The 13,275-nt window shown below is 63.1% G+C and carries 14 protein-coding genes; 6 read left to right on the top strand and 8 right to left on the bottom strand.

Annotated features, from left to right (window positions below; all coding sequences use genetic code 11):
* Positions 1-430, bottom strand: a 430-nt coding sequence (locus tag H928_RS27010; protein ID WP_043339493.1) for a LysR family transcriptional regulator, incomplete at its 3' end; no start/stop codon positions are given.
* Positions 431-495: 65 nt separating this feature from the next.
* Here H928_RS27010 and H928_RS0109880 point away from each other — a divergent pair.
* Positions 496-1,113 carry a LysE family transporter gene (locus H928_RS0109880; protein ID WP_021026350.1) on the top strand — a complete coding sequence of 206 codons (618 nt, stop codon included), beginning with the start codon at positions 496-498 and terminating at the stop codon, positions 1,111-1,113.
* 20 nt (positions 1,114-1,133) lie between these two features.
* On the opposite strand, the gene H928_RS0109875 is transcribed toward H928_RS0109880, so the two are convergent.
* Entirely contained in the window at positions 1,134-2,714 is a 1,581-nt protein-coding gene (locus H928_RS0109875; RefSeq protein ID WP_158400507.1) for an IPTL-CTERM sorting domain-containing protein, read from the bottom strand.
* A gap of 222 nt (positions 2,715-2,936) precedes the next feature.
* Entirely contained in the window at positions 2,937-3,257 is a 321-nt protein-coding gene (locus tag H928_RS0109870) for an FHA domain-containing protein (protein WP_084635753.1), read from the bottom strand.
* A 288-nt stretch (positions 3,258-3,545) separates the two neighbouring features.
* On the opposite strand from H928_RS0109870, the gene H928_RS32245 reads away from it, so the two are divergent.
* Complete coding sequence (locus tag H928_RS32245) at positions 3,546-3,719, top strand: hypothetical protein (protein WP_021026347.1); 174 nt, start codon at positions 3,546-3,548, stop codon at positions 3,717-3,719.
* Positions 3,720-4,057: 338 nt separating this feature from the next.
* On the opposite strand, the gene H928_RS0109860 is transcribed toward H928_RS32245, so the two are convergent.
* The 5 genes from H928_RS0109860 to H928_RS30760 all read right to left on the bottom strand — a co-directional run bounded on the left by H928_RS0109860 (position 4,058) and on the right by H928_RS30760 (position 9,552).
* Positions 4,058-4,927, bottom strand: a complete 870-nt coding sequence (locus H928_RS0109860; RefSeq protein ID WP_021026346.1) for an anti-sigma factor — start codon at positions 4,925-4,927, stop codon at positions 4,058-4,060.
* Positions 4,928-4,929: 2 nt separating this feature from the next.
* Complete coding sequence (locus H928_RS0109855; protein WP_021026345.1) at positions 4,930-5,472, bottom strand: RNA polymerase sigma factor; 543 nt, start codon at positions 5,470-5,472, stop codon at positions 4,930-4,932.
* 49 nt (positions 5,473-5,521) lie between these two features.
* A complete protein-coding gene (locus H928_RS0109850; RefSeq protein WP_021026344.1) occupies positions 5,522-5,896 on the bottom strand; it encodes a hypothetical protein in 375 nt (124 codons plus the stop codon).
* Positions 5,897-6,049: 153 nt separating this feature from the next.
* Positions 6,050-7,597, bottom strand: coding sequence for an IPTL-CTERM sorting domain-containing protein (locus H928_RS30765; protein WP_158400505.1), 1,548 nt, complete (start codon positions 7,595-7,597; stop codon positions 6,050-6,052).
* 86 nt (positions 7,598-7,683) lie between these two features.
* On the bottom strand, positions 7,684-9,552 hold the full coding sequence (locus tag H928_RS30760) for an IPTL-CTERM sorting domain-containing protein (protein ID WP_084635751.1): 1,869 nt from the start codon (positions 9,550-9,552) through the stop codon (positions 7,684-7,686).
* Positions 9,553-9,789: 237 nt separating this feature from the next.
* Here H928_RS30760 and H928_RS0109825 point away from each other — a divergent pair, with 237 nt between their 5' ends.
* The 4 genes from H928_RS0109825 to H928_RS0109810 all read left to right on the top strand — a co-directional run bounded on the left by H928_RS0109825 (position 9,790) and on the right by H928_RS0109810 (position 13,224).
* On the top strand, positions 9,790-9,987 hold the full coding sequence (locus H928_RS0109825; protein WP_021026339.1) for a hypothetical protein: 198 nt from the start codon (positions 9,790-9,792) through the stop codon (positions 9,985-9,987).
* Between the two features lie 179 nt (positions 9,988-10,166).
* Positions 10,167-10,766, top strand: a complete 600-nt coding sequence (locus H928_RS30095; protein ID WP_021026338.1) for a TetR/AcrR family transcriptional regulator — start codon at positions 10,167-10,169, stop codon at positions 10,764-10,766.
* A complete protein-coding gene (locus H928_RS26995; protein WP_021026337.1) occupies positions 10,763-11,716 on the top strand; it encodes a tripartite tricarboxylate transporter substrate binding protein in 954 nt (317 codons plus the stop codon). The genes H928_RS30095 and H928_RS26995 overlap by 4 nt, the downstream gene beginning before the upstream one ends.
* Positions 11,713-13,224 carry an amidase gene (locus H928_RS0109810; RefSeq protein ID WP_021026336.1) on the top strand — a complete coding sequence of 504 codons (1,512 nt, stop codon included), beginning with the start codon at positions 11,713-11,715 and terminating at the stop codon, positions 13,222-13,224. The genes H928_RS26995 and H928_RS0109810 overlap by 4 nt, the downstream gene beginning before the upstream one ends.
* The last annotated feature ends 51 nt before the right edge of the window (positions 13,225-13,275 follow it).

Genomic DNA, 13,275 nt, shown 5'->3' with positions numbered 1-13,275 from the left:
CTGCGACCAGGTGCAGCTCCAGCCCGGGGTGGCGCGCCTGGAAGTCTGGCCAGCGCGGGATCAGCCAGCGCATCAGCAAGGTCGGCTCGCAGGACAGCACCCAGCGCTGCTGCTGGCGCGCGCGGGCGCGCAAATCGGCAACGCCCTGGCGCATCAGATCCAGCCCCTGGCCAACGGCCTGGGCCAATGCGCGGCCCTCGGCAGTCAGAAAGACGCGCCGGCTGCGCCGCTCGAACAGCGCCAGGCCCAGGTCGTCTTCCAGCAGCCGCACGGCGCGGCTGACGGCGCCATGGGTCAGGTGCAGCTCGTCTGCAGCGCGGCTGAAGTTTTCCAACCGGGCTGCAGCCTCAAAGCAGCGCAGCGCCAGCAGGGAGGGCAGGCGGCTGTCGGTGAGTGGTGAACCAGGCTCACCATGGCTGTCAGAAATCATCGTTTTTCATGGCGCATATTTGCAGGCACCATGCGAGCAGTTTTTACTGTTGCACAGGATACGCGATGACCGAATTGTTAGCTGTTATCACCATCACCTTGCTCGCTGTCATCAGCCCGGGGCCAGATTTTGCGATGGTGACGCGCAACAGCCTGCTGCTGTCGCGGCGCGCAGGCGTGCTGACCGCTGTGGGCATTGGCTTGGGCGTGCTGGTCCATGTGGCCTATACCTTGCTGGGCCTGGGCCTGCTGATCCAGCAGTCGCTATGGCTCTTTAACGCGATCAAGCTGCTGGGCGCCGCCTATCTGGTCTACCTGGGGCTGAAGATGCTGCGCAGCCAGCCTGCGCAGGCCTCGGCCGAGCTGCCCCTCGCGCCGCTGTCCGATAGGGCGGCGCTGCGCACAGGTTTTCTCACCAATGCGCTCAATCCCAAGACCACCGTCTTCATGGTCAGTCTGTTCTTGCAGGTGGTGCAGCCCCAGACGCCGTTGGCCGTGCAACTGGGCTATGGCGCCTTTATCTCGCTGGCGCATATCGCCTGGTTCAGCCTGGTGGGGCTGTGCTTCTCGGCGGGTGCTGTGCGCAGCCGCCTATTGGCGGCGCGCCACTGGATTGACCGCGCGTTTGGTGGCTTGTTGCTGGGCTTTGGCGTCGTGCTGGCGCTCTCAGGGGCCTCGCGCTGAGCGCTCGGCCACGGCTGCCGTCACGCGCTGTTGGACTGGCGGCGCTGGCGTATGCCAAGCCAGCCCAGCAGCAAGGCCAGCAGTGACAGGCCATACGCCCCGGTTGTCGGTACCGGTGTTGGGTTGGTCGCCACGGCATGGGGCTGTGGCGCCGACACGCGCACGGTGGCCGTCGCGCAGACCGCCTGGTTGGGCGCTGCCAGGCAGATGTTGTACTGGTAGCTCACCGGGCTGGTCAGTCCACCCGCAGGCGGCACATAGGTGCAAACGCCTGCCTCGCAGCTGACGGTGCCTGCTGTGGGTGGCGTGGCGAGGGTGACGGAGGCCGGGTCCACCACCCCACCGGTGCTGCTGTCGTTGGTGGCCACCGGCGTTGCAGCGCTGGCGGTGTTGCTGGTCAAGGTCACCCCATCGTCCTGCGCTGTGATGGTGGGGGGGACCAGCGCGAGATCTGCCGAGTTGTTGGTGCTAATCGGATCGGCGGGGCTGCCTGCTTGGGGCTGTGCGGTCACGGTATGTGTGCTGGCTGCCGTGATGCCCGGACCGGTCCAGGTCACGGTATAGACGGCGGTGTCGCCAGCGTTCAAGGCTTGAACCACGGCGCCGATAGGACCCATGCCGGAAGGGGTGGCGCATGGCAGGCCGGAAGGCTGCACGATGCAGGACCAGCTTGCGCTGGCGCCATTGGCCGCCGTCGGCAAGGGGTCAGAGACGACGGCGCGGGTCGGGTCGGGGCCGTTGTTGTAGACGTTGAAGCTGTAGCTGTAGTCGTTCTGGGCGCCAGCGGGTATGGCCGTGACGGCGCTGGCGCTGACGATGATTTCTGCCAAGGTCTGGCGGCTCATCGTGAACAAGGTGTCGTCCCAGGATGCGCGCCCATCGGTGTTGGCTGCCGTGCGGTACAGGTAAAAGCGCAAGGCGTAGGGGGTGCCGGGTTGCAGCGTGATGCCGGGACCAGGGCCATCCGAGGGGCGGACAAACTCAAACCCATCGCCGTGCACCATGCTGACATCGGCTATCTGCGGCAACAGCTCGCTGACCGGATGGCCGCCAGCGTCCACCACGAAAGCGGCATAGCCAAAGGCGCGCGGGTGCGCGTTGTTGTTCAGGTTCCAGCGCTTGGCCGTGACGACCGCATTGACATAAAACAACGCCGCCGATGCGGTGGCGTCCGCATACTGCATCGTGCCGGTGGTGAATGGGAACTCGATGTACTGCTGGTCGGCCATTGCCGCATCGGCCGTGCTGGTCCTGAGGCCGGAGATGATCTGAAAATCTGGAAAAGTGGGGTCGGGGCTGGCGCTCAAGCCTGCGCCAAAACGCTGCGGGCCCGTGCTCGAGAGGAATGTGCTGTCATGCGTGGGGCCCTCCACTGCATCGGTGCCCGTGCTGCCCTCTACAGAGCCTGGATACCAGTCCTGGGTCAGCGTGCCTGGCGGACGATTGCTCATCCAGCCTGCGACCCAGCCATCGATACCCGACAGCGTGCTGGGCGCGTACACATAGGACTGGGCCAGGCTGGGGCCGGCGGCCGCTGACAGCAGCACCGCGCCGATGCATAACCGGTACTGGCCTTGCGCCCGAACAAAAATAGATCTCATGGACAAACCCATTTCTAACGCAGACGCCTGTCTTCGAGCTGGACGGAAGCCTGGCTTGGTTAATCGTTAAAACAAGCCACAATTGTGGCTAATCGTAATAATTATCATCAGGCTTGCCCGGTTCTGCAGGCTTCATCGACCTGATTCTCGATCTGTCGCAAAAATAAAACGGCTTGCGCACCTGCCCGATTGCTTGCGGCGCTGGGGCGCGGCCAGCAGCGATCATGCGCCTTCCGAGGTCGACGCCGCCGAGCCCTTCTGGATGTAGATCTCGATGGGCCCCACCGTCACCCGGTCGCCCGTGTAGAGCACCTGGCGCTTGACCTTGGTGCCGTTGACGAAGATGCCGTTGGTGCTGTCGTGGTCCTCCACCACCAACACGCCTATGTAGTAGCTGAAGGCGCCATGGTCTCGGCTGACCCCTTGGTCATCCAGGCGCAAACCGCAGCCCTGACCACGGCCAATCAGGGTCTGGCCTTTGCCCAGTTTGAGCTGGCTGGGCGATGAAGACTGGGGTGATCGAACCTGGATAAGCGCTGGCATGGAAAACCTCCCATCGTGGAAGGCCAACCTGGGGACACAGACCCTGGTGGCTATCTTGAGACCAGGGATTCTGTATGAAATTTTTGAAATGGATTGTCAGCAATTTCTAACCTGGAGCATCGGCAGATCGGCGTTGCCGCGCCACCGCTTTTCCGTATCCGGTTTGCAATTAATTACAACCATGACGAAGCCCGGGCCGGTCCGTAGCTTGACTTTGCGCAAGCAAGGCTTACATTCTTAAGTCATTGACTGAATCGATTAAGAAGTCTTTTGTGAAAGGAGTTGGGTATGCAAAACCAGCCATCATTTCCGATGCTGACCATGCCGACTCGTCCGCTGGTGGCCCATCGCGGCGAGAAAGCGAAGCGCTATGTGCCTTCGGTCTCCACCGATATCAGCAAGACTTTTGAGAAATACCGCCGGCTGGCAGCGATGCAGCATCCCAAGCCACTGGGGGATTGATTCGGTTTCATGCCGCGCGCATGCTGCTCACTCCCAGTCCCACAGACGTATTGCATGCGCCGCCCGCAAGGGCAGCGGCTTTATTACAGCGGAACGCCCAGGCCTGATCGCCCGTTGGCAGCATCACTGACGGCGGGCTCTGAGCGCAGCATCTGCAGGCTGTGTCACTGAGCGGGCGGCAGATGTCTGCCCGCCTTATTGGCAAAAATGGGCTGCCCAGTGGGCGACTGCAGCTCGTGCCCAAAGGCCTGGGGCGTGCGCATGGTTCTCGCCCTGGCGATGCAAAGGCCGGAGGCTATGTGGGATGGCGTGGCAGTTGGCAGCGATAGTGTGGCCATTCAGTCCTGCTGCAGGTGCTGGTAGACGGCCTGCGAGACGCGCATCAGCTCGGCCCGGTCGGCCCAGGCCGAGATGGCATAACCGAGGTGGTTTTCCACCCAGTAGAAGACGTTGACAGGGCCGTCCTGGCCAAACTTGAACTGTGCATCGCTCTGGCTGCTCACCTCGCGGGTCACATACAGGGTCAGGCGCAGGCCCGCCTCGGTCTCGTACATGAACTGCGCCACCGGCCCGCTGTCACCGGGCAGCAGGCGGCCGCCCATCAAACGGTAGCCCAGCGCATTGAGCGGAGGTGGGCGCACCTGGGTGCCCATGCGCTTGGTCAGCCAGGTGACCAGCGCCTGCTCCTGCTCGGCGCCAATCTCTACCGGGCGCCGCACATCGGGGCTGAAGACCACATGCGCTATCGCAGCGCGCTGGGCAAAGCCGCTCAAGGCTGCGCCGCTGGCGGGCAGCAGCTGGGGCTGGGCGGTTGGTGGGCGGGTGGCTGCGGGCTGGCCCGCCATCGCGAGTTGGATGGCCTTGGCATCGACTGCGCCGCGGATTGACCAGGCTGCCCCCGCGCTGACGACCGCCACCAGCAAGCTCGCAGCCAGGCTGCGCCAGGGCAGGCTGCTGTGCGTGGGGCGCAGCGGCAGGCCCATCGGCAAGGGCTCGTCCATCACGGGTGCCAGCAACTCGCGCAGCCGCGCATTCTGCTGCTGCCAATCCTGCACACGGGCGCGTTCTTCCGGGTGCTCGTTCAGGTACTGCTCGACCTGGAGGTGGCGTGCGCTGGGCAGTTGCCGGTCCACATAGGCATGCAGATCGGCTTCGGTCACCGGCGGCATGGGACTGGCGTCCAGGGCTTTGAGGTTGGGCTGGTCCATGGTCACTTCACCCGTTGAATTCTTTGCGCTGCATGGCTGACTTTGTCCTGCTCCTTGCTCTGGCCTGGGCTCGCCATCTCGTCGCGCAGCCGGGCGCGTGCCCGCGACAGCCGCGACATCACCGTGCCCAGCGGCACGCCGGTGATCTGCGCCACCTCTTGGTAGCTCAGCTCCTCGACGCTGACCAGCAGCAGCACCTCGCGCTGCTCGGGCGGCAGGCGCTGCAGCAGGCGGTCAAGGTCACGCACTTCCAGCGCATCGGTCTGCTGGGCCCGTTGGGGCAGCTCGGGCAGCTCGTCGCCTGCGCTGTCTTCGGGCCGGCTGCGCTGGGCGCGCAGGCGGTCGATAAAATGGTTGTGCATGATGCCGAACATCCAGGCACGCAGCTCATTGCGCTTTTGCCACATCGACAAGCGCGACCAGGCGCGCTCCAGCGTGTCCTGCACCAGGTCATCGGCGCGGTCGGGGTCCGAGACCAGCCCGCGCGCATAACGCCGCAGGCTGGGGATGCAGGCCACAATCTCCGCTTCGTCCTGTGCGCGCATGGGGCAGTGGGGTCCGGGGGTGAGGAGGGGAATCAGCAGCAGCCAGCGCTTACTTAACGACGTGCCAGACGTCCTTGAAGTTGTCGCCCGTGGCGTCGCCGGCCTTCTTGTCCGCAGTATAGGTATAGAGCGGCTTGCCCTGGTAGGCCCACTGCTTGCTGCCGTCGTCGCGGGTGATGATGCTGTAGTCGCCTTCGGGCTTGGCATCGGCTGCCGCAGCGTGGGCTGGCCACAGCGCGATGCAGGGGCCGTTGCACATGCTCTTGTTGCTGCCGGCCACATCCTTGTCAAAGGTGTAGAGCGTCATGCCGCTGGCATTGACCAGCATGCCATGGGCCATCTTGGCCGCCGGCTCAGCCTGGGCCAACGGGGCCAGCAGCGCGGCCAGTGACAGAGCGATCAGGGATGCATAAGGGGTTTTCATGGCGGCCATCTTTCAGGGTTGGGTGGAGGAACACCTCTGTAGACGGATGGCCTGCCGGGATTATTCCCGGCATGCTGAAAATTTTGATGGCGCGCAGTTTGCGCTGGTCTGGAGCGCTGAGGCGACGCCCAATCTCCAGACCTTATGGACCGCTTAGAGCGACCAAGCCTTGAACCGGCCACGGTCCCGCGCCATGCCCAGCAGTGCCAGCAAGGCCGACAGCGCCAGCAGACCCCAGGTGCCCAGGCCAGGAACAGGTGTTGGCGTTGATGCCACGGGCGCTGCCGTGATGGTAATGCTGAAGCTCTGCGTTGCGGTATGGACAGCCGCCGCCTTATCAAAGGACTGTTGCGCGCTTACGCTGTCCGTGACCGTGATGCTGAACTCTTCCGTCTGCACCGTAGTGGGCGTTCCGCTGATCACGCCGGTATTGGTGTTGAGACTGAGGCCTGCAGGCAGGTTACCGCTGAGTGCAAAGCTGTAGGGGAGCAGGCCACCACTGACCTGTATCGGTGCGTTGTAGTTCTGGCCTATGGCGCCTTGGGGCAAAGTAATGGTGGGACCGGCGCCAGAAAAGAGCAAATCTGCGCTGGGGATGACGGCAACGCTTGCAGCTGAGGCGGCGCTGCTGCCGCCCAGATTCTTGGCCACCACCGTAAAGGTGTAGGGGGTGCCGTTGGTCAGACCGGTGATCAGGCAGTTTGTCGACACCGATGTGCAGTTGCCCTGGGGCAGACCCGTCACAACATATTCCGTGATGGCCGAACCATTGTCTGCAGGTACGGACCAGCTCAGCTCTACCTCTGCATTGCCTGCAACGGCCGAAGTGATGGTCGGGGCATCAGGAACCGGCGCTGCTGCAACAAGTGTATTGTTGGATGTGCCGACGATGCCGGGGACGACTATATCTGTAGCTACGATAGTCTGTGTACCTGTGGTGAGGAATGTTGCCGAGAATGTGCTCTGGCCATTCACCAGTGTTGCACTGACCGGCAGCGTCGCAGCTGCATCCGAGCTGGAAAATTGCACCGTACCGGTATAGCTCGGCACTTGGTAACCTACGGCATCGAGGGCGGTCACCCTGAAATCGAGCGCCGTGCCTTGGGTTGCGGTGGCAGGTGTTTTGACGGCCAGGCGGCTGGCGGGGCCCACGACGTCGTAGTGGATGGCACCGTTCCAGACCCGAGGTTGGTATACCGCTCCCGTGTTGTTGGTAAAGGGGTATTCCATACCGCCTCCCTCGAAAAATGACAACACGCTGTCTGACGCAAAAAGCCTTCCGACGTTGATCCCATCGCTGTAATTCAAGCTGACATTGGTCGATGTAGACGTGATGTAGAACGCATATGTCTCATTGGCAAGCAGGCTTAAGGGGGTCTCCAGTGCTACCGGTACACCTGTACCTGACACATTTGCCGATACCGGTCCTGTTTGCAACAAGGTCCAGTCAGCAGGCGAATTGGCATGGCCTACCCAGGTGCCGATGCGGTAGTAGATTTCATAATCCGTATTTCCCATCGGCGACATATCAAACTGCGTAATGGCAATGGCCTGGTTGGCCATGACATCGAACATATTGCCTCGATGGTTATTGCCTGCGTTATACGTGGTCGTCAGTGTGGCTGCATGGGCAAGCGCAGTACATAAGAGTGCGATGAGAAAAAGCGATGCGCGCCGCAATAGGTGAAGGGATGTGTGCATGGCAGGGGCCTGGGCAAAATGGTCGGTGGTGGTCGAAGTGGTGAAGAGATGGCAGCAAGCCACCCCGTTGGGGTGGCTTGCTGCGCTTATGCGCCAGGGCGTCTGCGAACTGCAGTGAGTCCGACAAGTGCCAGCAGGGCGGACAAACTGAGTGCGGCCCATGCGGACAGCGTAGGCACCGCCATTGGCACTGCTGCCACAACGGATTGGACAAAGGCTTCGCTCTGGAGTGCTGGGTAGTTGGCATCGCCGCTGTAACTGGCAACGAGGCTGTGCGCTCCGGCAGTAGCAGGCAGTACGGCATTGATGGTGGCTACGCCATTTACGAGTGCAGCACTCCCCAGTGATGTGGAGCCGTCCAGGATCTCGACCGTTCCCGTGGGCACTGGCGCTGCTTTTGCCTGCAGAGCAGCGGTCTTGTTGGGATCAAAGGCTACCGATACCGTGAACGTCACGCTCTGACCCGGCTGTGAAGGGTTTTGGCTGGAGTTGATGCTGATGCCCGATCCACCTTGAGCGACAGCGACCGTCTGTTGCACCTGGGTGGCATCGCTGTAGTTGGCGTTGCCCAGTTGGTTCGCGTTGATGCTGCAGTTGCCGGCGCCATTGAAGGAGACCAGGTTGCCGCTGATGCTGCAGACTGAAAGGCTGCCGCTGTCGATCGAGAAGCTAACGGCGTTGCCAGAGGCGCCACCATCGGCTGAAACGGTATAGCTGCCGCCTACCTTGGCATTGGCGGGGATGAACGAGCTGAAGCTGATGGTCTGCGCTGCCTTGTCAATGGTGACGTTCTGAGACTGGGACGGCGCAGCTGTGTAGTTCACATCCCCAGCTTGCTGTGCGACGAGTGTGCAGATGCCACCACTGTTGATGGAGACATTGGTGCCTGCCACCGTACAGACCGCTGGCGTGCTGCTGTCATAGCTCACGGCCAGGAGGGAGCTTGCGCTTGCCTGAGGATTGATCGAGAAGCTGCCCCCGGGTGTGTACAGCTGGCTGGCAGGGCTTTGCGATGGGAAGCTAATGGATTGCAATCCCTGTTCCACAGAGATGGAATAGGGCTGGGCGCCCGAACAACCGCTCGCATCGTTCGCCGTGACCGTGAAGTTGGCGGCTCCGGCGGCTGTGGGGGTGCCAGAAATGGCGCCGCTGCTCGACAACGTCAAACCTGGTGGCAGTGCCCCCGAGGTGACGGCGAAGTTTGGAGCGCCCAGCGCGCCACTCTGGCTGAGTGTGGTGCTGTAGCTTTGGCCCACGCTGCCTCCAGCAAGGGCGCCCGCAGGCGTCAGCACGACAGAAGGGCAGACATAGGGCGTATAGCTCACAGTGTCGATGCCGATGTAGTCAGAGTTCGTTCCGGAAAACCCGCCACTGGTAACGAAATAACGGAAGGCCATGCGCGAGGACGTGGGGGCTGGCAGGCCCGAAACGGTGACGGTGTACTGCGTCCAGGAGGTTGGATAGACCCCCAAGGTGAGGCCAGGGTTGACACTCATCAGCAGCGTCGTGAAATCACCCACGCCAGTGCCGCTGCCGACATTTGTGCTGGCCCCATTCGTGCTGAGACGCACTTCCAAGCGATCGGCGTAGGTGTCCGGGGAGGGCTTTCTTGTATAAAAAGTCAGCACATCGCCGTTGCGTATGGTTCGATTAGGCGTGAGCAGCCAGTTGCTGATCGTTCCGACACTGCCAGTGTTGTTGTAATTGGCTCCGATATACGCATTGGCAGCGCCGCTTTGTGCGTCAAAAGGACCACCTGCAGTGGGCGGATTGCCTTGAAACCAGCCGGTGGACCCGACTCCCACGCTGGCATTGCTCATTACCCATCCGCCACTAACCAGGGTGTTGATGTCGTTAAAAGCTTCTGTAAACGCCTGTGCATGTGCACTGTGGTGCACCCCTATGGAAGCCAATGCTGCAAACGCTCCCGCACATAAAAACTGGTTCATGGCCATTTAGTACACCTTCATAAGCTTTTTACATATGTTGACATTTAAATGTGCGGTGTGTGCTAGACGGTGTCAATCCCTGAAAGTGGTGATAGTGCTCACCCTAGTGCCTTCGATGGCGATATAAAAATACTGTATATTCATACAGTATTATCCATAAACTGGCTAGGCTTGATGTCGCCATCCGGCAGCAGCTGCAAACGAAGCTCTGCGTTGGCTGCCCATAAGAAGAGAGTAGTTCGCATGATTGAAGTAGCCCATGACAACCTGAGCGATGCCTGGGAGGGGGGAGACGGTGCCGCTGCGCTGCCGCAGCTGGCGGCGGCCTCGGTGTTTCGGCAGCTGGCGCACAAGCATGGCTTGTTGGCGCCGGGCGAAGAGGCCAGCCCGCAGATGCAGGCGTTTCTGGCCGAGCTGGCGGTGCTCACGGATCTTTTCTGAGGCCGGCACGCTGCGGGGCAAGCGGCCACCACTGCACTCTCCGAGAAAACGCAAGAGGGGCCTGGTCTGGTAATTGCAGCGCGGATCGCCCCCGAGGCTGGGCGCCCTTTTCCTAGGCCAAACCCGGATGTCAGCCAAATTACATTACACGCATAATGTATTTTAGGAGACCCCCTGTTGTGCCCAATCTGCATCAGATCAAGAGTGAGCAGACGCGTGAGCGTCTGATGGATGCTGCGCTCGATGTAATGCAAACCAAGGGGCTGGCGAGCCTCTCGATGCATGAGGTGGCCCGCATCGCGGGGATGACCACGGGGGCGGTGCAGCACCATTTCCCGTCCAAGGCCGCGCTGATGCTGCAGATCATTGAGCGGCTGGTGCAGCAGATCGATACCGACGACAGTTTCTGGCCCGCGCCGCACTGGCCCTTGCAGCGGCGTGCCGACCACTTTGTGCAACAGGCCTGGCTGCGGCTGTATGGCCAGCCCCGCTTTGCGGTCGCCTGGGAGGCCTACTTGGCGGTGCGTGCCGATGCCGCCATGGTGGCGCATATCCAGGCCGCACGTGCCCCCATCAATGACAAGCTGCTGCTGCGCATGCTGCGCAGCTTTCCCGAATGGGCCGGCGCGCCCGCCGCTGAAGCGCGCTTTCAGCTGGTGCTGTCCTGCCTGCGAGGCCTGGGCGTGCTCGCGCCGTTCTCCAGCCCGGCTGCGATGGACCGGCAGCTGCAGCAGCTGTCCCTGCTTCTTCAATCTTTTTCCAGCGAGGTGACCCCTTGATCAGAGCATCCCTTCTTGCCTGTGGCCTGACGGCCTGGGCCCTTGGCGCCGCCGCCCAGACCCCGTTGCAGGTGATCGCGCAGCAGCCGCCGGGCAGTGGCTCGGACGCGATGACGCGCGCCTGGGGCGAATGCACCGGGCGGCTGATGGGGCGCCCGGTGGTCGTGCAGAACAAGCCCGGTGCCAATGGCATCCTGGCCATCAACTACCTCAAGGGCCAGCCGGCCGATGGCGCGTTTGCGATGACCATCGGCATGTCGCAGATGACGATCACGCCCTATGTGCACCAGCAGATGCCCTATGACCCGCTCAAGGACTTTGCCGGTGTCGCGATGATTGGCTCGTCCCCGCTGGTGCTGGTGGTGCCTGCGGGTGCGGGCGTGAGCAAACTCGCGGACCTGGAGAAGGTCGCCAAGTCCCAGGCCGGTGGGCTGAACTTTGGCTCGCCCGGCAAGGGCAGCCCTGCGCATTTGCTGACCACGGCACTGACCGATGCCATGCACTGGCCCGCCACCCATGTGCCCTTTGTCGGCGAGAGCGCGGGCCTGACGGCCCTGATGGGCCAGCAGATCCAGGCGATGACCCTGGTGCTCAACACCGCAGCGCCCCAGGTCAAGGCCGGCAAGCTGGTGCCGCTGGCGATTTTTGCCGGCCAGCGCTCGGCGGTGTTGCCCGATGTGCCGACCATTGCCGAGGCCGGTGGGCCGGCGGTGCTGGCGCGGCCATCGTGGATTGCGGTGGTGGCCAAAAAGGGCACGCCGCCTGAGGTGATCAAGGCCTTGAACGATGCCACCAACCAGTGCTACAGCGACCCGGTCTATGCCAACAGCATGGACAAGATGGGCATGACCCTGATGCGCAGCCAGCCTGCCGATGTGCTGGGCTTTGCCGAGCGCGACATCGCCGTCTGGAAGCCTTTGATCGACAAACTGGGATTGGCCACGCAATGAGTTTGGTAGAACACAGCGCAGTCGAGCTGCGCAGCCTGATCCAGAGCCGGCAGATCTCGCCGGTCGAACTGCTCGATGACTGCATCGCCCGCATGCAGGCCATCAACCCGGCGGTCAATGCAATCTGCGCCACCGATTTTGAGCGGGCCCGCACAGCCGCCCAACTGGCCGAAGCGCAGGTGGGGCGGTGCAGCCAGCTGCCGCTCTTGCATGGGCTGCCCTTGGGCGTGAAGGACTTGCAGGCCACCGAAGGCCTGCTGACCACCAGCGGCAATGTGCGGCTGCGCGGCCATGTGCCTGTCAAAGACAATGCCTTCGTGGCCCGGCTGCGCGCCCAGGGCGCGATCGTGACGGCCAAGACCAATACGCCGGACATGGGCGCAGGTGCCAATAGCCGCAACCCGGTCTGGGGCGCCACCGGCAACCCCTTCAACCCGGATCTGAATGCCGGGGGCTCCTCGGGCGGCTCAGCCGCGGCGCTGGCCACCGACATGTTTCCGCTGTGCACCGGCTCGGACACTGGCGGCTCGCTGCGCATTCCGGCGGCGCTGTGCGGCGTGGTCGGCCTGCGCCCCTCGCCGGGCCTGATCGCCAATGACGACCGGCCGCTGGGCTGGTCGGCCATCTCGGTGCTGGGCCCCATGGGCCGGGATGTGGCCGATACCGCGCTGATGATGCAGGCCAGCATGGGCCCGCACCCGATGGACCCGCTGAGCATGGGCGTGGGCCATGCCCCCGTCTGGCCCGTGCCGGAGATGGACCTGCGCGGCCTGCGCGTGGCCTATACCGAGGACTTTGGCACCTGCGCGGTCGACCCGGTGGTGCGCCGTGCCTTTCGCCAGCGCGTGCAGGCCTTGGCCGGCGAGGTGGCCTGCATGGACGCCTTGCCCTGGAACCTGGAAGAAGCGCACCGCTGCTTTGACATCATCCGCGCCGAGAGCTTTGTCGCCGCCTTTGCCGATATCTACCGCACGGCCCCCGAGACCCTGGGCCCGAATGTGCGGGCCAATGTCGAGATGGCTGCCAGCATCAGCCTGGGCGACCGGGCCTGGGCGCATCTGGCGCAGACCCGCATCCAGCGCATGTTCCAGCGCACGTTTGAGCAATACGACCTGGTGCTGGCACCGGTGACTCCCCTGTCGCCCTTCCCCTGGACGCAGCTCTATGCACAGGAAGTGGAGGGCAAGACCCAGCGCAACTACTACGAATGGCTGAGCCTGACCTATGTGGTGACCTTGGCGACCAACCCCGCGCTGTCGCTGCCCTGCGGCCGCGATGAGGCGGGCATGCCTTTTGGCCTGCAGATGATTGGCCCGCTGCACCAGGATGGCCGCCTGCTGGCGATGGCGGCGGCAGTCGAAAAGCTGGGCCTGCACAACAGCGACTTTGCCCGCCCCCGCCCCGACCTGGCGGCCTTGGCCCAGCCCCGGCGCGCGCTGCGCAGCATCGTTACCCACCCGCCAGAGCTGGGTGGCGCTGCGCAGGCCAATGTGGGCCAGGCGGTCTAAGTCTGGTTCTGCCCGATGAACCAGGCCTGCCATGGTGATGGCAGGCTTTTT

This window comes from Comamonas sp. B-9 (assembly GCF_000410635.1).
In the GTDB taxonomy this organism is placed as follows: domain Bacteria; phylum Pseudomonadota; class Gammaproteobacteria; order Burkholderiales; family Burkholderiaceae_C; genus Comamonas.
Note: the sequence above shows the minus strand (reverse complement) of the source record. Positions and strands in the feature narration are given on the sequence as shown.